The following is a 20,390-nucleotide window of genomic DNA, read 5'->3' on the forward strand; positions in this document are numbered from 1 at the left end:
TATTCCTATGACTATGATACGACAATCAAGCTTATTGGGCATCTAAAAACTTTATATATTCTTTAATTGCTTCTTCTGTGATATTTCCTACTGTCGAAACATAATATCCTCTTGCCCAGAATGCTCTTGACCACTTACTTCCAAATTGTGGATGTTTATCAAATATCATCAGAGCGCTTTTTCTCTTTAAGTAGCCTACAAATTCAGATACACTTTGTTTTGGTGGGATACTTACACACAAATGAACATGATCTGAACATACTATTCCTTCTACGATTCCGATATTTTTATACGCACATAGTTTTTTTAATATTTCTCTCACATCATTTCTTACTTGACCGTACATTACCTTTCTCCTGTACTACGGGATAAACACAATGTGATAATGGCATTTCCATTTTGTATGTGATAAGCTTGAACTATTGATATTACCTCCTCCTATTCATCTGATATTGGCTTGCGACACCATTATCAGTCTAGCATAGGAGGCTTTTTTATATTCGGTGTATCACTACTGCTTACTCAATTCTCCCCAGCATAGCTGGGGGATTAAGTTTTTCATTCAGACCTGCCCTCACCAAATGCAGATCTCAATAAAACCGTCGTCTCTTCTAAAGCGTTTTTACCCTGTTTCAAAAATGCTGCCATGGCGACGAACCCGTGAATCACACCGTTATACCTTGTAAGAGTAACAGGTACTCCTGCTTCTTTTAACCGTTTTCCATATGCCTCCCCTTCGTCTCGGAGCGGATCATATTCAGCAGTTACAATGATGGCGGGAGGTAAATTTGAAACATCATCGATGAGAAGTGGTGAAGCAAAAGGGTTTTTAGCTTCCTCCAGAGTTTTTAAATAGTGTTTTCGATAATATTTCAAGGCTTTCTTTGTAAGAACATAACCTTTTCCGTTTTCACGACGAGAAACTGTATCAAAAGAAAATTGAGTAAGGGGATAAAGCAGCATTTGACAGATTAATTTGGGTGATCCTTTCTGCTTAGCCTGATAAGATACAACAGTTGCAAGATTTCCTCCCGAACTATCTCCTCCAACGGCGATACGGGATGGATCAATATTTAGTTCCGTTGCATGTTGTGATATCCACTGTGTAGCAGCATAACAATCCTCAACAGCTGCGGGAAATTGATGTTCCGGAGCAAGTCGATAGTCCACTGATACCACAACACACTCAGCCCTATTTGTGATCGCGCGGCAGATGTAATCATGGGTCTCTAAATTACCGGTTACAAATCCACCCCCGTGAAAAAATACCATAACAGGTTGCCGTTCTGTGTCTCTAGAATAATTATAAATCCTTATTGGAATATTTCCACCAGGTCCCTGAATATTCCGATTCACTATTTTATTTACAGGTTCAAGTTTCTTACCTGGAGTTTTATTCGTCGCGATAAAAGCTTCTCGTTCTTGTTTGGGAGGTAAACTGCCTAATGGTGGACTTCCGGAAGCTTCAATGTTTTTAAGTATTGTTTTCATTTGTGCATCCATTACCACAATATATTTCCCCTTTCCATGGTTACTAATTGATCTACTCCTTTAACCAATTCTTAAATAGTGCCTAATCGAACGCTTGCATTTTCTTTTTTTAATCCCCTGTTGTTATTCCATTATGGCCGACCAGAAAATATAATTCTGATTGACCTTATAATACGAATAGCCCGTTTTTGGAAATGGAATCCGCATATTTCTATGATAAAAGCGTTCATGATTGGAAAACTTTTATCTGATAGATACTGCACTTGTTTATAAAAAGTGTGTGATCTGCTGTTAGTCCTTGACAGAGAACAATCGCAAATTTCTGATACTTAAATAATAGCTACTCATTTGGGGCTAAAAATCAAAATCTTTTTCCGCGTATTCCATTAATTTTCCTGATTGGAAAACTGTTTTGATCGGAATAAATCAAGTATATCATATTAAGCGCTTACAATTATTACAGGAAGCAAATTTTGTTAAGGGAGCACTTTAAAGTGCCTTCTTATCAGGGCATTCCCGGAATTACTTTGGAGCATTTTTATGAGGAGATGAATGAGCAATGGAAGAAGGTGATTCGAATGCAACATCCAGAAAATAATGATGATTATCTTCTGCAACAATTTGAAAAAGAGATTGAAAATAAAGAAGAAAGAAAAGTGAACTTATTACGAAATCATTCACATTTATTCCTTTTTAACGGTGAAAGTTTCCGTTATAAGGAATCATTCATACAGCCATAATTCGGGACGGCAAGGGACATACATTTTTTACTTGCCAAATACAGCCAGCTGCACAGTCAAATCATCTTCTTTTTAAATAAGATATAAAAAAGTACATCAAAATTTCATTTAGGAGGGGGGTGAAATACCGTTGAATGAAAGCTATTATCATAGTAGAAAGCAACGTGGCAGGGATTCTTGTCCAAATTGCCACTGCCATCATTGCAGTAAAGAGCGCAAAAGGATTCATGAGGGAAATAAAAATAGCACATCCAATACAAATACATTTAATCCTGTATTTAATCCGTCTATTACAATCAATATATCCCCTGAATATACGCCGCCCCCCATAGGAGTGGAGACTGTCCAATACCTTACCCTTGCCGAAGAAGGGAAAAAGGTTTATACGAACAAGGATGCATTAAAGCAATATGGAAGCAGCGATATACTTGATCCGGACAACGTTTCAACGCTTCATTTATTTGTCAACGGAGTGTTACAGCCCCCATCCATTTACAGTGTCCAGGAAGGTATTCTTCACTTAGAATCCAGTGACCTTCCTCCAAAGGATGCCCCAATTACGCTTCTGTTTGTCATGGTTAATGGATAATATCACCTTTCTATTTAGTGAGTAAGCCTTTTTTAACGGGACAATTTGTTCACTTCCAATACGAACTAGTTAGTCCAACCAAGCATTTCCAACTCCTCTTCATAGAATACAATGTGGTTGATAGAAAATTGGAGGTGAAAATGAATATGGCACTTCAGTTAATGAAAATCGCTATTAGTGGCACAATTGACACAGATGTTAATCCTGATTCCGCGAAATTCTTTTATATCACAACAGAAGATACTGCAGCAGGAAGCACATTATCTATTGATGCTGCAAGTTTCCTAGGGGATGATGGTGAAGCGGTAACGACACTTCCAGAACTTGCAGAAGATAATAGTTATTTCACCGTGGAAATTAACGGTGTTGAGCAAATGCAAGGCTTATCAACATATACACCAGGTGCTACAGGGACAGGTTCCTTAGATATTGCTGTTCCTGCTGGTGGAGGGTCCATTCCAGCAAACCAAACCGTTATCTTGCAAGTCGTTAATTTCGCAGCAACATCCTCAGGATCATTTGACACCTAGCATAAAAGTACTACCTTTGTGCCCGCCAGAGACTGGCAGGGCACAAAGAAATGTATCTATTTTCACCATAAACACCTCATATAAGAAAAAATCTGTTTAAATTACCGCATTTTTTTGGAAGTTTGGATAACATGATACTGTCATACTTTTCATTTCTTTTAAAGAATAACAGGGGGAATAGTTATGAGTATTGAATTCTTTTCATTGGGTCCGACAGCTATTCAAATATTTAATGCAGGAGAGCAAAATCCACAAAAAGCAAAACGAATTGTTTATGGACAGGCTACGTCAAATGCAAATGGTATAGCTACACTTTATTTCACAGACAATGGATTAGCAGATGGAAATCCATTATTAGATACGATTGATTATGCGGTATCAAGCGTATATTCAACAAATTCTACGATAAATGCAAGACCAAGAGTACAAATGCGTGAGAAGAACATTACTGGAAAATATGTTTCGGCCAATGTTACAAATATTAGTGGTGTAACCGTTCTGGGCATAAGTGTATTGGGTTCGGAAAATCCAATGAGTGGCGTTGTTGTGGATTTTATGATTTTGGGTAGTTTTAATAATTAAGATAGACCTTCTCTGAATGGAAAGACATACATGGCTTCCTTATCATCCACCAGCACTTCCAATTGATTGCAGTCATGTTCCTTCACTGGTGTTATCGCAGCTTTTTCGGGATAAACCGTATCCTTGTTCATAAAAACCAACAAATGTAACTTGACCCCTGCTTGGTTTTTCGGAACTTAGCCCACTTATAACGGGGGAGGTTAAGGGGCAGCGTACTGGAATCAATAATCTTTAAAGGAAGTCCTTTCACGGCTTTATTTTCATAGCTTTTAATCTGATAAACCAAATCTAAAAATAGGGTCACTAAGATAGAAGGATTGATTTCGTTGTTTTTTCGTAAAAGCTGGGAAGCACTAATGCTTTTCAATCCTGCAGCGTTTTGAAAATCAGCATCTAAAAGTGCATCACTAAGAGCTTGAAGTCCCTCTGTTTCATGTACCTGTGCATAAAACATGACCTTCAAATAGGCTTCTGTCGTCAGTTTTTTGTATAGGTATCTTGTTTATAATTTGTCACTTGTTCGAAAAGTTTTTTGAAATTTATTGGTGCAATCCATTTACCAAATGAAGTTTTCGTGTATTCTTGTCCATAAGTTGTGTTCCTTTATATTGGATTTGGACAGAAATTCACCTGACCAATTCATTATAAAGGATTTTTTTATGGTTTAAAACAGTAAAAACCGAAAATTAGGATTATTTTGTATTATTCGACATAATTAATGAAATGCTAGTGGACACAAATATATATCATTTTTCATCTAGTCAAGTATTTCATGTAAGGTACGATTCGTAGAAGAAAAGGATACAAATTCATTACTAAATCGTAATGATTACTATTATAAACTATAAAGTTATATTTTAATATCGGAAAATAGAATAATTTTATTTTATAAATAATATATATAATGAAACAGGAATCATTACGAATTACAAATATCTTTCAATTATACTTAAATCAGTCACTAGCATCTGAATAATAGAAAGGAATGAAAAATTGAACATAATAATAATCGCAGGAGGGGATTGGACGAATGTTTTCTCGTCAACTTCAATCATACTTATTTGACGTTACAGGGTTAGTGGTGATGATCATTGTATTTTACTTTATTTCTGCCAGTCAATCGATTGGAAAAATATTTTCCATTAATATGCCAAGTTCATTTTTACAATTAAATACTATATTTTTAAGTATCTTAATAGAAGCCATTCCATTTATTTTAATTAGCGTATTAATTGCAGGTTTCATCCAAATTTTTATTACAGAAGATCATATTAAACGATGGATTCCCAAAAATAGATTTGCAGCAATTTTTGTAAGTTGTGTAGTCGGAGCAATATTTCCAGCTTGCGAGTGTGGTATTGTGCCTATTGTTAGAAGGTTAATTAGCAAGGGAGTACCAACTTATGCTGGAGTCGGTTTTCTTTTAACTGGCCCGTTAATTAATCCAATTGTTATTTTTTCAACTTATGTAGCATTGGGAAGTAAGATGGCAGGATTAAGAATGGGGATTGGTTTTATAGCTGCTTTAGCTATAGCGTTTATTATTAGCCTTTTATTCAAGTCGAACCAACTTCAACATAACGGAGCTGGATTTAGCAATACAGCTGTGAATACAGGTAAGCAACACCAGTCACTTTTTTCGAAATTAGAGGATATGTTAAAACATGCAATCGATGAATTTTTTGATATGGGAAAATATTTAATTATCGGAGCCTTTGTAGCGGCTTTGGTTCAAACTTATGTAACAACAACGTCGCTATTTATTTTAGGTGATAGTGTGGCAGGCTCATCCATTATTATGATGGCTCTTGCTTATGTTTTATCTTTGTGTTCAGAAGCGGATGCCTTTATCGGAGCTTCATTTAAAAATCTGGTACCGTCTACTTCCATTCTAGCATTTTTAGTATATGGGCCAATGATTGATTTAAAAAATACAATCATGTTATGGGGAGCATTTAAGACCAAGTTTGTTCTGACATTATTTATTTTAATTACCTTAATTGTGTTTTTGCTTATTAACCTAATTACACTATTGTAAGGATGTGAATGTTTATGCGCTTTCAACATTTTATACGGGCACTAATATTAGCAATATTTGCAGCATTTATTATTAAATTACATTATACAGGTGAGATAATGAGCTATATTAATCCTCGTTACACTTTAATGAGTAAAATTGCTATAGCTATATTTTTATTCCTTTTTTTGATACAACTAGTAAGGATATGGGAAAACAGGAACCATACACACAATCACTGCTCCTCAGGATGTCATCATGACCATGACCATTCCGGTTCCTTTTCAAAAAGATTCATTGTACACCTAATTATTCTATTCCCATTAGTTACTGGGTTTGCATTCGCGCCTGCAACATTGGATGCCTCTATTGCAGCTAAAAAAGGCTTGATGTTACCACAAGTTAATGAAGGGACTGCTAGCATGGGGGAACATTTAAACAGAATGGGTGAAGCAACCGATGAAAAGTCGGCAGAAAGCATTGAGCCACCAGCTAATAAAGATGATTCTATAATACAACATACAGCCCCTTTGGCTAATACTAACTATCTTTCAAAAGAACAATTTGACAAAGAGATGGAAAAATTAACGACATCAGATATAATTCAAATGAATGACAATATATATGCGTCTTATTATAGTAGGATTACTGAGGATCCAGCCTCCTATATTGGAAAAAAAATAAAAGTAAGTGGATTTTTCTATAAAGAGGATGGATTTGAGGAAAATCAATTCGTTTTAGCCAGATTTCTTATGACACATTGCGTGGCAGATACAAGTGTAATAGGGATGTTAGTTGAATTTAATGAAGCAAATGATTATCAGGAGGATACATGGCTCGAAATAGAAGGAGAGATTAATGTTACAAATTATAATGGACATGTGATGCCCTTCATAAAAGTTGATAAATTAAAAGTGATAGATGAACCATCTGAACCATATGTATACCCGGCAATGATAAAAATTGTGTAATTGCATCATATAAACAGGAACCACTTCATCCTAAATACAATACCCATCGATATTGCCAACGCAAACAAGATCAAAATGGCTTGTGATAATGATAGTTTTCCTGTCTTTTTAATGCTGTGCTACCATTACTAATTGAAAAGCATATATAAGATAATGGAAGTATCAAGCAACTTTTTTATAAACGGTATAACTTTATTTTAATCCCACAGATGGGGTTGAAATCGTTGAGTCGTATGAAGGGGCTGAGGAACCAGATCGATGTGCATAAACACAAAGAAAGCAGGAGTCGAAAGAATTCCTAGTTAAGAAGATTTGAAGCGATCGCTTTAAGACTATTGGCTTTCGACAAAAATTGTGACTTCCTTGATAGTCAGTGGCAATGAGGGTGACGGCTCATCCAAAGCTCCGTTATTGCCACTGGTCAATGATTCAACATCGAACATGAATGCTGCTGACATTACAAAGCCGGATTTTGAAATATTTTCTTATGCAATTGATCCACGTTTAAACAGAATTGATTTTTAAAAATATGTTGGTTAGAAACGGGAATGTATTCTGGTGTGACTAATAAATTGAATCCTCTTTAATTAGGAGTAATCACTTTTCCATGATAAGATTTCTTTGCATTTTGAATCACGTAAATGTCTCTTGGATCAATGAATGACAGTCGATCTTTTTCTAATTCCACCTGAACAATACCATTATAGCTATACGAAGCTTGGAAGTAGTCGGGAAGTTGATAAAATTTTCCGTCCCATTGCAATTTATCATCAAAGGTACATAACATGATTTCAATACAGGGATATATAAAAAAAAGGTATGGTTGGACTCAAGTTTGCTTTGGGTATAAATTTATTTATTATTGTCTTCATAAACAAGGTACATGCCCCACTGTTTATAATTAACGCCCTCCATTATTTTCACTCCTTACTTTAAAAGTTTCTTTACACAACTATCTTTAATTGGATAGTTCACTTTTGTTATTCTAGTTGAACCATTAGGATGTGTAAAAAATATTGGACGTGGATTAATATGAAAATGAGTCATAAAAAACGGATAGTTTAAATCGAAAGGAAAAAACACTTGATATGCTAACTTTCCATTTCTAGTATCCGTTCTTTTCAACTTCAACCTTTGCCCTCTTCTCTCCAGTGCTTCTTTCATTTGTTTAAATTCCTTTTCTGTGCCTTCTAAACAAAGATCTAAGATACCTTCTTCAGCATTATCCCAAAGGTTCAATCTTTCTACAAATTTTCTTTTACCCAATAAGGAGAATAACCTCTTCAGAAAGGCTGGCATTTACTAATGAGTATATATACAGTATCCATTGCACAACAATAATATAGTGCACCTTTTATCATGGTTTACATGTAACCATAGATAAACGTTTAAGGACTTGACTTGGAGCCTCTGTGGGCATGATTAGTCTTGAAAAGCTGAAACCGTTGCTTCATTAGGCGCACAAGCCTATCCCCCCTTCCAAGTAAAGTCCTATTGTTGTTTACGTTGGAAACTATAATTATTTCACATTAAAATAGACACCTCCTTATAAAATGCCTATCTATTCTATATTCGATTTTTACAATGGAAGTATCTTTTATTGTTCTTCCCTTTGATAGGATATTTCGTCGTGTCAAGACTCATCCAAAAGCAGTAAATTAGTGGTAAAAGGATTGTTTTATCAAACAATCTGGCTCGATTCTGAAATAACCTATAATGACTTTTCCATTTTTATATTTGTTTCAACATATCCTAGTTGTTCATATAACCCCCTTGCCACTTTGTTATGTCCAAAGACGTGAAGCTCTATTACTTTCAATCCAATCTCTTTGGCTTTAATTTCAATTTGTTTCATTGCTTGTTTTCCATAACCCTTGCCTTGATTGCCTTTCCAAATGTTAATATCATAAATGAAACCCTTATTATCGTCCTTTTTTGTTAGCCATACTATTCCAACTTTCAGATCTCCATCATGAATTGTAAATAAATAATTGTTATCGGTATTCGCCCCATTAGGAAGTAACCGTTTATGTTCCTCCGCCGCCTTTTTAATTGCGCCCTCTTGCTTCCAATTTCCAGATTTAATTTTTTCGTTTGCAAAGTTCTCAATTGCATAACCCAGATATTGTTGAAATTCATCTGAACTCATTATTTTTAATTTTACTGTCATCGTTCTTCCCCCACATTCTGACCGATATCGGTTATTCCATTAAATGGTCCGTTTGCTAAAAATCACAGATACAAGAATTTAATTCTCTTTAGATTTTGATATAAAGTAATTTAGAGGTGCAGCAAAAACCGCCCCCACCTGCAGCTACGCTTAAGAAAACTGCTGAATATGATACCAATTCAATGTCCCAACCTAAAAAATAATCTGCAATAATACGAAGTATGGTATTAATAACTGGAAATTCAAGAGACCAAAATAACATTATTTTGTTAAATGGCCGATTTGTTGCATCATCTCAAAATCCAGTTTATTAACGCTATTATATAAACTTTTTTAAACATTTTAAATAGGCGTTCTTTCTTCAAATCAAGTTGTGTTTTTATTCCCAAAAATATCAATATCTGTCCTTGTTTCATTTGCTTTTCTCCCACTTAAAAGTTAAAATCGTTAAAACATTAAGCTTATAGAATATTCTTGGGTGAAAAAGACTCCATAACATTCGTTGTTCAGCAAACTTCGTTCAATTACGACGGGCCCTCTCATTCCTCCCATTGACCTACAAGTAAGTCTTTTTTGCATAAAATGTCCTCCAATCATATAACTACCGTTGGAAAACACTTAAAAACGGGCATTTAGTTACCCTACCAATACTAAAAAATAGTTATTGACAGCAGCATCGGCCGATAGCATTATAATACATGATGAACTAAACCTAACTATAGAATCAATAGCCTATGGATTATAATTCTGCAAGGTATTTTGCAGTACGAATCATTTGGCAGGTAAAAGAGTTTTCGTTATCATACCATGCTGCTATTTTCACCAGTGTATCCCTTCCTAATTCCGATACTTTCGTTTGTGTTGCATCAAACAATCCACCATAATTCATACCAATTATATCCGACGATACAATCGGTTCTTCTGTATATCCGTATTGCTCAGATTGAGATTGTTTCATTATCTGGTTGACCTGTTCCATTGTTACAGAGCTGCCCACTACCGCGGTTAATTCTGTAAATGAACCTGCCATAACTGGTACCCTTTGAGATGTTCCGTCCAATTTCCCGTCTAGGAACGGGATAACCTGTCCAATAGCCTTTGCCGCTCCTGTTGTAGTGGGAATGATATTCCCAGCCGCAGAGCGTGCTCGGCGCAAGTCGCCTTTGGTGTGGGGACCGTCAAGGGTATTCTGGTCATTTGTATAAGCGTGTATTGTTGTCATGAAGCCTTTTTTGACAGGAGCAAGCTCGTTCAAGAAATATGCCATTGGAGCAAGACAGTTCGTGGTACAAGATGCAGCCGAAACAATGGTATCTTCTTTTGTCAACGTATGTTCATTGATACCGTAAACAATAGTGGGAATATCTTTTCCCGCAGTGGTGGATATCAATACTTTTTTGGCGCCCGCATTAATATGAGTGGTCGCTGCATTTTTTGATGCAAAAAACCCTGTACACTCCAGAACCACATCAATTTGTAATTCTTTCCACGGAAGCTGACCGGGCTCCCTTTTGGCGTAGATTGGAATAGCTACACCGTCCACAATCAAACTATTCTCATTATAGCTAATTTCTTTGTTATAATACCCTTGTGTGGTATCATATTTCAGCAAATGCGCAAGCATTTTGGGGCTTGTAAGATCATTGATTGCCGCAATCCTATAACCCTCCGTATTAAAAATCTGTCGGAACACCAACCTTCCAATTCGACCAAAACCATTTATTGCGATGCTAATATTCATAGACATCTTCCTTTCCGAATAAAATCTCATCTTCAGCACATTTTTTATTATATCATTTGACTTTTTGTGGTACATTGGTATAAATGAAGTATCTAACTATACTATCTGTTAGGAGAACGCTATGCCACAATTTGACCAATATAAAAACAGAAGCGTAGATATTGAGTTTGCCGCAGTCGAAGATTTTGAAACTCTTCCTTATCCAGAGCGGTTTACTCTTATATTTATTACAAATGGGATTATAATTGCGCAGTTGAATGAACGACCAATAGAAATTTCTGCTCCAGGTGTTCTGTGCTTGTCTATGGATGATAAACTGCATATTATCAGCAAAGATAATATCTCCGCACAATCTTTTTGTTTTCACCCGGACTTTTTCAAAACATCCAAAATTCCTGAAACACAAACTCACAAGCCAAGCTACTTAAAGATACAAACCGGACTGTCAGTTTTTCAAAGAGACAATGACCAAACAGGTGTGCCTCATATATCTAGCAAGGCATATCCACGACTGCTTGAATGGTTTTTTGTAATGGGAACAGAAGTATATGCACAAAGTAATCCGCTTTGGGTATGCAGAATTAAAAAATATCTTATACAGATATTAGAATTGATTGAGAACTTAAACCATCAATCCGAACAAACCCCTTTTGATTTGGTTTTAGATTATATATACACAAACTACTCCAACAAAATCACATTGGAGGATTTAACGAATTGTGCATATTTGAATCGCGTATCTCTCAATGAAATATTTCAAAAAAGATGTGGATGTACCGCTATGGGATATCTCCTATCATATCGGCTAAAGGTTGCGGGGCATCTTCTCGTTCATACAGATATGACCTTAGATGAAATTGCTCGTTCCATTGGATTTCAGTTTGATACTTACTTTATAAAACAATTTACAGCCAAAAGAGGAATGTCACCTACAACGTTTCGGAACACCTATCGGAAACCGTATCTTTATTATATATAAAATATTATCAGAAAACTGTGTCAAAAGAAGTCAAGAGTTCAATCCTAAACTAAAAAAAATAAAAGAGGATAGCACATAATGAACTGCCCCCTGTCAAGTAGACAGTAAAAAAACAAAAACTCTATGCAACAGCCTGGTACCTATATTCTAATGGTGTCAGGCTGTTTAATTTCTCCTGGTAACGTTCTTCATTATAGAATTGAATATATTGATCAATATCCTCTACTAATTCTTCAAAACTCTTATATTGTTTTAAATCATAAGACTCGCTTTTAAAATGGCCAAAAAAGCTTTCTACAGGTGCATTATCAATACATTTCCCAACACGGGACATGCTGCGTGTAATCTCGACTTTTGTTGTCACCAAACGATATTCCTTCGATGTATATTACGAACCTCGATCATTATGCAATAAAGGCGTGACATTTGGATTGGCTTCCAGTACTGCTTTAATGGTTTTCATAACCAGCTCATTATCGTTATAATATCCAACCTTATAGACAACAATGGAACCATCATAAAGGTCGTTGATGGCACTTAAATAAGCTTTCTTACTTAAGCTGTATTTTAAATGCGTGATGTCCGTTACCCATACTAAATACTCCCTTCATAATAGGAGAGAATTTTTATTATTTCTCCGTCTACTATAAAGGGAGCATATCCTAACTTGTATATGTACCCTCTTTGTTCCACAATCACGCCAGTTTACGGTAGCACAGTATTTCTACTAGTATTTTTTATCGTGATTCACGATCATAAATAAAATTTATAACTTATTTTTTCTTTTATCATATAATATTAAAATTGATAACCCTACAATACTAAATATTACAATAAACAGAAATGACAGGTATAGCGTCATGAAGCCTCCAAACGTTTCATCATACTCTAGAAGTGCAACACCCGAGTTATAAGTTCCTCCCATAGAAATATATCTTACCACTTCAAGATATACAATATGAAAGATTATATTCATCCACAATGAGCCTGTATATGCTCTATAAAGTTGTAAAGCAACTCCAAAAGAAAAGAGTAATATAAAATAATCTATAGTTATTGCAAATGGCTTATCAAAGAATATAAATTCCATTGCCATCACTGTTATCGGTACACAAATAAAGATTAACGGTTGCAAAATTAACGAAATAAAAAAGCAGAATTTTTTTTGCAACTCTTCAAATATTAATCCACGGATAAAGACCTCTTCTGGAAATGCTTCATACATAAATGCCGTTACTGTATTGATTAAAATGGAAATCACAACACTTGTTGTCAAGTTTATACTGACATTTTCAATTCCACCGATTAAATAAGCCGTTAAAATACCTAATACAAGTAAAATAAAAGGCAACGCAATTCCAATAGCCAGCTTAGATGACGAATTTACACCTTTCAAACCAATACTTTTAAACAGCTCTGGACTTTTTCTCTTGAGTATATATAGTACAATGAGCGTTAATCCAGTAAAAATAACTCCTTGTAGAAGCATGGCTATTTTTCGGTCCACACCATGAGTTTCTATCAAATATTGACCACAATTACCTGACACAAATAGAAATACTGATACTAATAGAAAATACAAAAACAATCGACTAATTCTAAACTTCAATGAATCCAATCGGATGCTCCTTTATACTAAGACTTTAAAGTTATACATAAATGCATAGCTGTTTCAGCATTAATCAAACAATATATTTTCAATAAATTCGGATTCATTCTTATAGGTTTTATGCATAAAGTACATCAATATTGTAATTGCAAAAAGTATAGATGATTCATAAATATTGTCTTCAATAAGTATGGTTGTCTTAAATGTGAGTTCATTTACTTTGATAGTAGCGATGTGAATTTGGTCTATTTTCACTTCTATATCACTGCTCCAATTTTCTTCAATACGTATATCTTGTCCGTCGATATTTCCTACAACACAAAAGTAAAGTAAGCTATTTCCTGGCTTATCTTTTAAAAAATAGGTCTTCTCTTCTGTTTTAATGACATATGTAGCAACAAGTAAGCTTTTGATATTTCGTTTTTTAATGCCAATCTTGATGGGGGACCCATTGTGAGCAATAAATGACACTACACTTCCTTTTTCACATCCTGAAATATCTGATTTTTCAATGGTTCCAATATCCTCTTTCTCCTTATTTTCCACTTGGATAGCATTTCTTCTATTCAAGTATAAAACATCACTGAATTGATATTGTTTCAATTGTATCGCCCTTCTTTTATTGGCTTATTCATGATAATCTTTATGAAAGATTAATTCTTTCTTAATCACACTGTGAAACGACTCGATACATGCATTATCATAAAAGTTCCCTTTTCGACCCATGCCTGTTGTGATACGATTCTTTCTTAAAAGTGCTTGATACCCCTTAGCTACATTTTGGCTGCCTCTATTGGAATGATCCCTTATCTATTTTATACATTAGATGATCTGCAAAATTCATGAATAATTTGTGCTTTTATTTCTTCAATGGGAAACTTCTTCGGATAGGTAGATATCATCAGCATGCTACCTTGAAGCACGGACGAAAAATATAGCGAACGTTTCCTCGACTCATTTATTTCCATTCTTTCAAATATTTCACATTGTAACTCAAATTGTCTGGTATTTTCTTCAATAATAAGATTACTGTATTTTATCAACTCTTCATCAGCTTCTGGCTGAGTTTGCAAGTGAAGATAAAAACGATGAACTTCCGGATTTTGATAAATGTTATCAATGGCGCCATTGACTATATATTCAAGCTGTTCACTAGCAGTCTCTAAAGTGGTTGCTTCTTCCATGATTTCAACCACTTCTCTGATTCTTGTCTCTACCATTTCAGAGAGCAGCTCTTCCTTTCCTTTGTAATAGTTATAGAGCAAACCTTTCGAAACCCCTCCTTGTTTAGCTATATCTCTTATAGAAGTAGCGTAATATCCTTGTTTCATAAATAACTCCATGGCTGCAGCACGAATTTTTTCTTTGGATGCTTGACGAATACGATTATTCTGTTCTGGTGTACGTGGCATTTTAACTTCATTCCTCCATAAAAGCAGTGATTGCCTGATTTAACGCTTCAGAATGTGTCAGGGTCAGGATATGATCAGCATTTGGTATTTCAATAAAATTGATATTTGGAATTTTTCTAAAGTGTTCAAGAGCAAGAAAATTTTCAGGTAAATCCTTTTCGCCAATAATAAATAAAGTTTTGGCAGTCAACTCTTCTAATCGGTCAATGGCAGGCGGATTGGGCCATATCATTTCAAAAGCAGGTCCACCCAACACTCGTTGAAACTGATCTTGAAGCATTTGTGTGGCAAGATTTCTTTGCGGACTATGGATAACGACTTGATACATTGGAGAATGCAGCATCAAATCTATCATCTTCTCCACATCCGGGGCAGCCCCCATCACCTTTTGCATTATTTGCTCATATTCTGTGTAACCTTGAAATCCTGATAAAGCAGGAGCAATTAAAACAAGGTTTGTGACTTTTTCCGGATAAGTTAAAGCGAATTCAGTTGCAATTTGCCCACCAATGGAATGACCGATGATGGTTGGCTTATCAAGCTCAAGCTCATCTATAAAAAAACGCATATCTTCCACATAGTTAACTTGGTCTTTCGGAGTTGGTGATTGACCAACACCTCGACCATCAACAGTAATTACCTGATAATGCTTAGCCAGTAGAGGTGCCAAGTAATTCCATTCTCGCAAATCAGTACCTCCGCCGTGGATCAGAACAACTGGATGTCCATTACCTTTAATTTCATAGTACAAATCCATTAAAATCCCTCCATCAAGTTCAAGTTTACCCATATTTTATCTTTGAATGGTCGTTAAGTCAATAGAAAATAATTTACTTTCAAGATAATTAAATGCTTGGGAATGCAGGGATTGACCTTTTGAAATTGAAGTGATTTACAATATATCATCAAGACTATAAAATAACTTTTCAATTTCTTTAATTTTTTATTCAATCGGTTTAAGAATCTGTTGTTCCAGCGTTACATTATTAATTTGTACATATGAAAGATGTATCAATAATTGTTTTCACCTTTCTTATATAGCCTTCTGCGGTAATACGTGCATTCACTAATTTTATTTTTTCCTCATGTTCAAAGAATTTTTCCCCAGCTTCATTAGGGAGTATGACTTCAATATCATCTGCTCGTTGAACGTCTGAATAGAGATTATAACTACGAGATAGAGTGGTCATTCGTCCATTAATTCGTCGCTGTTCAACTTTGCCTTCTCCTGCATATTCTAAGTTACCAAATGTTTTTTCCATGTTCGGGATTACATATTTTATTTCCATTAAATCGTCCTCATTTCTTTTTGAATTTTTTATTTTAATTAACAATTTGTGCGATAAAACAGGAGGATATCTTGAATAAAAATAAGACATACAAGTCACTCCTAAAATTTGTTTTATATTACATGTCAAACGAATTTTAATTTGTTATAATATCCTTTATTAATAAAAAAGGGGAGATATATGTGCTTCGTTTAAAAAAATGCACTATAGATGATATAGAGTTATTACAACAGGTTTCTATTGATACATTTGTAGATACATTTGGTCCGTATAACACAGAAGAAAATACTACCTTGTACATAAATCATTCTCTATCTATTGAATCTTTGACTGAACAATTAAATGATAAAAATTCATTTTTTTATTTCGCTTTTAACCATCAAGAATTAATCGGTTATGTTAAATTGAATACGGATAGTGCTCAGAGTAAGATCAATATAGAAAATATTATTGAAATTGAGAGAATTTACTTGTTAAAAGATATGCAAAGTAAAGGGTTGGGACAGGTAATTTTAGATAAAATTGTTGAGATTGCTAAGGAATTAAATAAAGCATATATATGGCTCGCTGTATGGAAAGAAAATAAAGGTGCTATTTCGTTCTATGAAAAAAATCAATTTCACCAAATTGATACGATTAATTTTCCTTTCGGTAACGATATGCAGACTGGACTCGTTATGAAAAAAGTACTGTAGTTTAATTGAAAGAAATAGTTCTATTGACTCCTGTTCATCTCGCAGCTTTCTCATGGATAAACTGGTAATATAACTGTCACAGTGTTTCACTACATGCCTTAACGTCGCTTCGGCTTCACCCGCGTTTGCAGCGATAATTATCGGATACGGCAACAAACCACGTTCATCATTTTGAATGCTTATATTATTCATCCCATTCTTGCATGTTCCTCCAAAAATCGTTTTAGCCGTTTTAAAGCACTGGTTCGTCGATAATGCACAGTTCGACGAGGTACAATCAGTCGTTGACTAATTTCCTCATCAGATAAATGAAGAAAATAGTATAAGAGGACAAGATTACGCTTCTCTTCTGATAATGAGTGCATGGCTTCTGCTAGTAATTTTGTCGTAATTTTCTTATCTACAATTATGTTTGAATGCGTCTGTTTAATCTACTAAAGTCTTCTACTAATGTGATCTCAATTGGAAGTTTTGCTTATTTCACCTGTTTTGAAGAAGATAGTCAAGTGGATAAACTGTCATGCCAAACCAACAATTACTACTCTTTTTTATTCATTAAGAAGCTCATTTCATTTTCTTTAGTACCACATTTGCTAATGTTTCAATAAATTCTGGACGAGCGTTCGGCATTTCCGGACGATAGTAGTTTGCTCCAATCTCATCACAGACTACCCTACATTCATAATCATTATCATATAAAACTTCAAGGTGATCTGCCACAAAGCCGACAGGTGTATAAACAAATGCTTTGTATCCTTCTTTATTATATAATTCGCGAGTTAGATCCTGAACGTCCGGTCCAAGCCAAGGGTCTGGAGTGTTTCCCTCACTTTGCCAGCCTACTTCATAATTTTTTACATCTGCAGCTTCTGCTATTAATTGTGCTGTTTCCTCTAATTGCTGTTTATATGGATCTCCATGTTGCAGAATTTTTTCTGGCAGACTATGAGCAGATACGATTAATACAGTATTATTTTTTTCTTCTGCTGACATTTCCGCAAAGGTATTTTGCACGCCTTTTGCCCAGAAATCAATAAACCCAGGTTCTGTATACCAATCTTGAACAGACTCAATTTTTATACCGTATTTTTCAGCTGTACTATTTGCACGTTCATTATACAATTTCACGCTAAGTGTAGAGTAGTGTGGCGCTAAAACGATAGAAACTGCTGCTTCTATACCATCTTTTGCCATTTCTTCTACGGCATTCTCAATAAATGGAGCAATATGTTTTAAACCGATGTAAGCTTTAAATTCATATTCATCTTGTAATTCATTCAATTTATTTTCTAATGCGTGCGTTTGTTCTTTGGTTACTTTTTCCAAAGGTGAGATGCCTCCAATTGCTTCATACCGATCTTTTAAATCCTGTAGCGCATCTGGCTCCGGCCTTCTGCCATGACGAATATGCGTGTAATATGGTTCAATATCTTCTTCCTTATACGGCGTACCGTATGCCATTACTAATAATCCTAATTTCTTCTTTTTCATTTCCAATACACCTCGTTACGTTTTGTTGTTCAAAAGTTAGAAAATAAGTCTGCTTTTCAAGGAAAGACATAACTTTCAATTTTCTAATATGATTATCTTTATCTTGTGTAGTAGCCTAATTAGTGTATCTTGCTTTCATGGTGATTCTGGGAAGATATTATGAGCCCACTTAATCCATTGAAATTCATCAAGGAACGATAAGCTAAAAACTAATGATTTTGGCAGCAATCAATACAACCAAGACTAAAGCAATAATAAATTGAGTCCAATAACTTTTTGTAGAAGGACCGCTTTCCTTTCTTACAACTGATTTAGAAAGAATTAGTTCCATCATCCATATAAGCCATAGTGCTAAAATACCTTTGATAACATACAACCATGGGAAGTTGAGCGTAATTAACATTCCAAACCCAGAAATAATCATAATTACATAAAACAGACGTAATATCATTTGTGTTATTTTTTTACCCTTAGGTTTTCCCATTTTCAATAAGATAAATGAAATGATAAAAAGCAAGATAGTGATTTCCCACAAGCCTGAATGTGATTGAAATAACATATTATACATCTTTATCATCCTCCTCAATAATAATTTTATAGCTATCCGCTATTAGTTTTTACTGTATATACACCCTGTTTTGATAACCATCATGTTACCACCCAAAATGATAATGATTTAGATAGATTTAAGCATTATGTCTATTTTTAAGGGATTCATCATCTACTCGCATTTTCTGTCTTTTTGTCACTGATTTCTCCAAAGCAAGCATTACCATTGCCAATATCACCGTAATGGCCGCAAGAATGAAAGCATTGCTGTATGAAGGATGAGCAGACCCGTTTAACATATTCCATTGTCCACTATTGAGTTCAAGAAAACGGCTAAACAATGCCGAGCCAATTGCTGCACCTAAAAAAATCATAAAGGTGAATAACCCTGTACCCGTACCAGCTTCATTGGGCTGTAAAATTTCTGATATGCGATTGGTAAGAGCCGATTGATTCGCAGTAAAGCCTAAGCATACAACAATTAGCAGTACAGATATCCAAATCGGAGAGCCTCCAACGATTGTGGAAAGAGCCAGAAAAACAATGGTCATGCAGATAAAGCTTAATTGGTTCATAAACCGATTTCCCCGTTTAGCAATTAATAATCCAATCTGCGAACCTAAAATGATTGTCATCACCCCTCCTGGAAACAAAACAAGACCAATCAAACTAGTTGACATTCCATTTACCTCTGCAAGCATTAAAGGAAGAATGAAAATCCCTGCCATATAAGCAATGGAGTTTAATAAACCCATGAAAAGGACGAGACTAAATGGGACATTTTTCAATATGTCAATTTTAATAAATGGCTCGTTTACACGTTGAGCTTGCCAGGCGAACAGAACAAAAAAGACTAAAGCAAGGATCAATAGCCAAGCTGTCACATTAATTCCCATCAAAAGAGACGTAATCGCTAGCATGAATAAAATGGCTCCCACATAATCAAAACGCCTGCCTGTCTTGACTTCCTCTTTCGGTGCATATTTAAGATAAAATGGAAGCGTAATTAAACTTAAAAACGATATCAAAAATAAACTGCCCCATCCGAAAGAATCTGTTAAAAATCCACCCAACATCGGACCAATTGCACTACCTAGCGACACCATAGCAAACACCATGCCAAGCGCATAACCGCGTTTTTCTTCTGGATAATATCGTGCGACAGCTACTAGACTTAACGTAGGAAGAGTCCCTCCTCCTATCCCCTGAAGGATTCGGGCCGCAATGATGAATGAATAGTTCGGGCTCATGAACCCAATCAAAGAACCCGTCATAAAAATAGCTAATCCGATAACAAACAAGTGACGGATCGGATATCTATCAGACATTTTTCCAATAACAACTGCTGCAATACCGTTGAACAAACTGAAAATAGCTGTAATCCAGCTTACTTCAGAAGGTGTTAAAGCAAATACCTTTCTGAATTCCGGAATCGCAACATTCATCATGGTTACGTTCATTGCATTAAACAAAACCATATAACACATGGAAAAAAGTAATAACTTTTGTTTTTTTGTCATTTTTATTCCCTCTTA

The 20,390-nt window shown here is 35.1% G+C and carries 25 protein-coding genes and 4 pseudogenes; 9 read left to right on the forward strand and 20 right to left on the reverse strand.

Annotated elements, in window-relative coordinates; all coding sequences use genetic code 11:
- Positions 1-31 precede the first annotated feature (31 nt).
- Together tnpA and lipP1 are read right to left on the reverse strand one after the other, a co-directional pair.
- Positions 32-427: pseudogene (tnpA, locus tag IEX29_RS04730) on the reverse strand (IS200/IS605 family transposase).
- A 131-nt stretch (positions 428-558) separates the two neighbouring features.
- On the reverse strand, positions 559-1,503 hold the full coding sequence (gene lipP1, locus IEX29_RS04735; protein ID WP_229720093.1) for a LipP1 family hormone-sensitive lipase: 945 nt from the start codon (positions 1,501-1,503) through the stop codon (positions 559-561).
- 482 nt (positions 1,504-1,985) lie between these two features.
- Between lipP1 and IEX29_RS04740 the strand changes: the two genes are divergently transcribed.
- The 4 genes from IEX29_RS04740 (at position 1,986) to IEX29_RS04755 (ending at position 3,932) form a co-directional block, all read left to right on the forward strand.
- Positions 1,986-2,231 carry a hypothetical protein gene (locus tag IEX29_RS04740; RefSeq protein WP_188733362.1) on the forward strand — a complete coding sequence of 82 codons (246 nt, stop codon included), beginning with the start codon at positions 1,986-1,988 and terminating at the stop codon, positions 2,229-2,231.
- Between the two features lie 130 nt (positions 2,232-2,361).
- On the forward strand, positions 2,362-2,820 hold the full coding sequence (locus IEX29_RS04745) for a DUF4183 domain-containing protein (RefSeq protein ID WP_188733363.1): 459 nt from the start codon (positions 2,362-2,364) through the stop codon (positions 2,818-2,820).
- Between the two features lie 146 nt (positions 2,821-2,966).
- On the forward strand, positions 2,967-3,350 hold the full coding sequence (locus IEX29_RS04750) for a DUF4183 domain-containing protein (protein ID WP_188733460.1): 384 nt from the start codon (positions 2,967-2,969) through the stop codon (positions 3,348-3,350).
- 183 nt (positions 3,351-3,533) lie between these two features.
- Positions 3,534-3,932, forward strand: coding sequence for a hypothetical protein (locus tag IEX29_RS04755; RefSeq protein ID WP_188733364.1), 399 nt, complete (start codon positions 3,534-3,536; stop codon positions 3,930-3,932).
- Here IEX29_RS04755 and IEX29_RS26965 read toward each other — a convergent pair.
- Both IEX29_RS26965 and IEX29_RS04765 read right to left on the reverse strand, forming a co-directional pair.
- Positions 3,929-4,063, reverse strand: a complete 135-nt coding sequence (locus IEX29_RS26965; protein ID WP_268239013.1) for a hypothetical protein — start codon at positions 4,061-4,063, stop codon at positions 3,929-3,931. The genes IEX29_RS04755 and IEX29_RS26965 overlap by 4 nt on opposite strands.
- Positions 4,060-4,386: a hypothetical protein gene (locus tag IEX29_RS04765; protein WP_188733366.1), complete on the reverse strand. Its 327-nt coding sequence runs from the start codon at positions 4,384-4,386 to the stop codon at positions 4,060-4,062. The genes IEX29_RS26965 and IEX29_RS04765 overlap by 4 nt, the downstream gene beginning before the upstream one ends.
- A 576-nt stretch (positions 4,387-4,962) precedes the next feature.
- On the opposite strand from IEX29_RS04765, the gene IEX29_RS04770 reads away from it, so the two are divergent.
- The 3 genes from IEX29_RS04770 to IEX29_RS26530 all read left to right on the forward strand — a co-directional run bounded on the left by IEX29_RS04770 (position 4,963) and on the right by IEX29_RS26530 (position 7,445).
- Positions 4,963-5,970 (forward strand): permease, encoded by a 1,008-nt coding sequence (locus tag IEX29_RS04770; protein WP_188733367.1) that lies wholly within the window; start codon positions 4,963-4,965, stop codon positions 5,968-5,970.
- A 14-nt stretch (positions 5,971-5,984) separates the two neighbouring features.
- Positions 5,985-6,920 carry a TIGR03943 family putative permease subunit gene (locus IEX29_RS04775; RefSeq protein ID WP_229720094.1) on the forward strand — a complete coding sequence of 312 codons (936 nt, stop codon included), beginning with the start codon at positions 5,985-5,987 and terminating at the stop codon, positions 6,918-6,920.
- A gap of 363 nt (positions 6,921-7,283) precedes the next feature.
- Complete coding sequence (locus IEX29_RS26530; protein WP_229720095.1) at positions 7,284-7,445, forward strand: hypothetical protein; 162 nt, start codon at positions 7,284-7,286, stop codon at positions 7,443-7,445.
- A 58-nt stretch (positions 7,446-7,503) separates the two neighbouring features.
- On the opposite strand, the gene IEX29_RS26535 is transcribed toward IEX29_RS26530, so the two are convergent.
- The 4 genes from IEX29_RS26535 to gap form a co-directional block, all read right to left on the reverse strand.
- Complete coding sequence (locus IEX29_RS26535; protein WP_229720096.1) at positions 7,504-7,707, reverse strand: hypothetical protein; 204 nt, start codon at positions 7,705-7,707, stop codon at positions 7,504-7,506.
- Positions 7,708-7,847: 140 nt separating this feature from the next.
- A complete protein-coding gene (locus IEX29_RS04780) occupies positions 7,848-8,186 on the reverse strand; it encodes a VOC family protein (protein ID WP_188733369.1) in 339 nt (112 codons plus the stop codon).
- Positions 8,187-8,631: 445 nt separating this feature from the next.
- The gene (locus IEX29_RS04785) at positions 8,632-9,090 is read right to left on the reverse strand and encodes a GNAT family N-acetyltransferase (RefSeq protein WP_188733370.1); all 459 of its coding nucleotides are present in this window, start codon (positions 9,088-9,090) and stop codon (positions 8,632-8,634) included.
- A 739-nt stretch (positions 9,091-9,829) separates the two neighbouring features.
- Positions 9,830-10,831 carry a type I glyceraldehyde-3-phosphate dehydrogenase gene (gap, locus tag IEX29_RS04790; protein WP_188733371.1) on the reverse strand — a complete coding sequence of 334 codons (1,002 nt, stop codon included), beginning with the start codon at positions 10,829-10,831 and terminating at the stop codon, positions 9,830-9,832.
- Between the two features lie 121 nt (positions 10,832-10,952).
- On the opposite strand from gap, the gene IEX29_RS04795 reads away from it, so the two are divergent.
- The gene (locus tag IEX29_RS04795) at positions 10,953-11,810 is read left to right on the forward strand and encodes an AraC family transcriptional regulator (RefSeq protein WP_188733372.1); all 858 of its coding nucleotides are present in this window, start codon (positions 10,953-10,955) and stop codon (positions 11,808-11,810) included.
- A gap of 121 nt (positions 11,811-11,931) precedes the next feature.
- On the opposite strand, the pseudogene IEX29_RS26540 reads toward IEX29_RS04795, so the two are convergent.
- From IEX29_RS26540 to IEX29_RS04825, 7 genes and pseudogenes are all read right to left on the reverse strand, one after another.
- A pseudogene (locus IEX29_RS26540) lies at positions 11,932-12,402 on the reverse strand (IS3 family transposase); the annotation flags it as partial.
- Between the two features lie 174 nt (positions 12,403-12,576).
- Positions 12,577-13,428: a CPBP family intramembrane glutamic endopeptidase gene (locus IEX29_RS04805; protein WP_188733374.1), complete on the reverse strand. Its 852-nt coding sequence runs from the start codon at positions 13,426-13,428 to the stop codon at positions 12,577-12,579.
- Positions 13,429-13,488: 60 nt separating this feature from the next.
- Positions 13,489-14,022 carry a hypothetical protein gene (locus tag IEX29_RS04810; protein ID WP_188733375.1) on the reverse strand — a complete coding sequence of 178 codons (534 nt, stop codon included), beginning with the start codon at positions 14,020-14,022 and terminating at the stop codon, positions 13,489-13,491.
- Between the two features lie 33 nt (positions 14,023-14,055).
- Positions 14,056-14,220 (reverse strand): annotated as a pseudogene (locus IEX29_RS27305) (IS3 family transposase); the annotation flags it as partial.
- 14 nt (positions 14,221-14,234) lie between these two features.
- Entirely contained in the window at positions 14,235-14,831 is a 597-nt protein-coding gene (locus IEX29_RS04815) for a TetR/AcrR family transcriptional regulator (protein ID WP_188733376.1), read from the reverse strand.
- Positions 14,832-14,838: 7 nt separating this feature from the next.
- The gene (locus tag IEX29_RS04820) at positions 14,839-15,588 is read right to left on the reverse strand and encodes an alpha/beta fold hydrolase (RefSeq protein ID WP_188733377.1); all 750 of its coding nucleotides are present in this window, start codon (positions 15,586-15,588) and stop codon (positions 14,839-14,841) included.
- Positions 15,589-15,817: 229 nt separating this feature from the next.
- On the reverse strand, positions 15,818-16,210 hold the full coding sequence (locus IEX29_RS04825) for a YdcP family protein (protein WP_505761512.1): 393 nt from the start codon (positions 16,208-16,210) through the stop codon (positions 15,818-15,820).
- A 92-nt stretch (positions 16,211-16,302) separates the two neighbouring features.
- Between IEX29_RS04825 and IEX29_RS26545 the strand changes: the two genes are divergently transcribed.
- Positions 16,303-16,815, forward strand: a complete 513-nt coding sequence (locus IEX29_RS26545; RefSeq protein WP_229720097.1) for a GNAT family N-acetyltransferase — start codon at positions 16,303-16,305, stop codon at positions 16,813-16,815.
- Positions 16,816-16,845: 30 nt separating this feature from the next.
- Here the strand turns inward: IEX29_RS26545 and IEX29_RS26550 are convergent.
- The 5 genes and pseudogenes from IEX29_RS26550 to IEX29_RS04850 all read right to left on the reverse strand — a co-directional run.
- Positions 16,846-17,007: pseudogene (locus IEX29_RS26550) on the reverse strand (helix-turn-helix domain-containing protein); the annotation flags it as partial.
- Complete coding sequence (locus tag IEX29_RS04835) at positions 17,004-17,180, reverse strand: RNA polymerase sigma factor (RefSeq protein ID WP_229720098.1); 177 nt, start codon at positions 17,178-17,180, stop codon at positions 17,004-17,006. The gene IEX29_RS04835 and the pseudogene IEX29_RS26550, both read right to left, overlap by 4 nt.
- A 199-nt stretch (positions 17,181-17,379) precedes the next feature.
- Positions 17,380-18,306: a ferrochelatase gene (gene hemH, locus IEX29_RS04840; protein WP_188733378.1), complete on the reverse strand. Its 927-nt coding sequence runs from the start codon at positions 18,304-18,306 to the stop codon at positions 17,380-17,382.
- 202 nt (positions 18,307-18,508) lie between these two features.
- Entirely contained in the window at positions 18,509-18,874 is a 366-nt protein-coding gene (locus tag IEX29_RS04845; protein WP_188733379.1) for a DUF1516 family protein, read from the reverse strand.
- A gap of 118 nt (positions 18,875-18,992) precedes the next feature.
- The gene (locus tag IEX29_RS04850; protein WP_188733380.1) at positions 18,993-20,375 is read right to left on the reverse strand and encodes an MFS transporter; all 1,383 of its coding nucleotides are present in this window, start codon (positions 20,373-20,375) and stop codon (positions 18,993-18,995) included.
- Between the last annotated feature and the right edge of the window lie 15 nt (positions 20,376-20,390).

The sequence above is a fragment of the Oceanobacillus neutriphilus genome, assembly GCF_014645515.1.
GTDB classification, from domain to species: Bacteria; Bacillota; Bacilli; order Bacillales; family Amphibacillaceae; genus Oceanobacillus; species Oceanobacillus neutriphilus.

Bases quoted from the DNA above. Each gene is read 5' to 3' on its own strand.
- lipP1 (WP_229720093.1), bottom strand. From the start codon at position 1,503: ATGGATGCACAAATGAAAACAATACTTAAAAACATTGAAGCTTCCGGA.
- IEX29_RS04750 (WP_188733460.1), top strand. From the start codon at position 2,967: ATGGCACTTCAGTTAATGAAAATCGCTATTAGTGGCACAATTGACACA.
- IEX29_RS04755 (WP_188733364.1), top strand. From the start codon at position 3,534: ATGAGTATTGAATTCTTTTCATTGGGTCCGACAGCTATTCAAATATTT.
- IEX29_RS26965 (WP_268239013.1), bottom strand. From the start codon at position 4,063: ATGAACAAGGATACGGTTTATCCCGAAAAAGCTGCGATAACACCAGTG.
- IEX29_RS04765 (WP_188733366.1), bottom strand. From the start codon at position 4,386: ATGTTTTATGCACAGGTACATGAAACAGAGGGACTTCAAGCTCTTAGT.
- IEX29_RS04770 (WP_188733367.1), top strand. From the start codon at position 4,963: ATGTTTTCTCGTCAACTTCAATCATACTTATTTGACGTTACAGGGTTA.
- IEX29_RS04775 (WP_229720094.1), top strand. From the start codon at position 5,985: ATGCGCTTTCAACATTTTATACGGGCACTAATATTAGCAATATTTGCA.
- IEX29_RS26535 (WP_229720096.1), bottom strand. From the start codon at position 7,707: ATGTTATGTACCTTTGATGATAAATTGCAATGGGACGGAAAATTTTAT.
- IEX29_RS04785 (WP_188733370.1), bottom strand. From the start codon at position 9,090: ATGACAGTAAAATTAAAAATAATGAGTTCAGATGAATTTCAACAATAT.
- gap (WP_188733371.1), bottom strand. From the start codon at position 10,831: ATGAATATTAGCATCGCAATAAATGGTTTTGGTCGAATTGGAAGGTTG.
- IEX29_RS04795 (WP_188733372.1), top strand. From the start codon at position 10,953: ATGCCACAATTTGACCAATATAAAAACAGAAGCGTAGATATTGAGTTT.
- IEX29_RS04815 (WP_188733376.1), bottom strand. From the start codon at position 14,831: ATGCCACGTACACCAGAACAGAATAATCGTATTCGTCAAGCATCCAAA.
- IEX29_RS04820 (WP_188733377.1), bottom strand. From the start codon at position 15,588: ATGGATTTGTACTATGAAATTAAAGGTAATGGACATCCAGTTGTTCTG.
- IEX29_RS04825 (WP_505761512.1), bottom strand. From the start codon at position 16,210: ATGTCTTATTTTTATTCAAGATATCCTCCTGTTTTATCGCACAAATTG.
- IEX29_RS04835 (WP_229720098.1), bottom strand. From the start codon at position 17,180: ATGCACTCATTATCAGAAGAGAAGCGTAATCTTGTCCTCTTATACTAT.
- hemH (WP_188733378.1), bottom strand. From the start codon at position 18,306: ATGAAAAAGAAGAAATTAGGATTATTAGTAATGGCATACGGTACGCCG.
- IEX29_RS04845 (WP_188733379.1), bottom strand. From the start codon at position 18,874: ATGTATAATATGTTATTTCAATCACATTCAGGCTTGTGGGAAATCACT.
- IEX29_RS04850 (WP_188733380.1), bottom strand. From the start codon at position 20,375: ATGACAAAAAAACAAAAGTTATTACTTTTTTCCATGTGTTATATGGTT.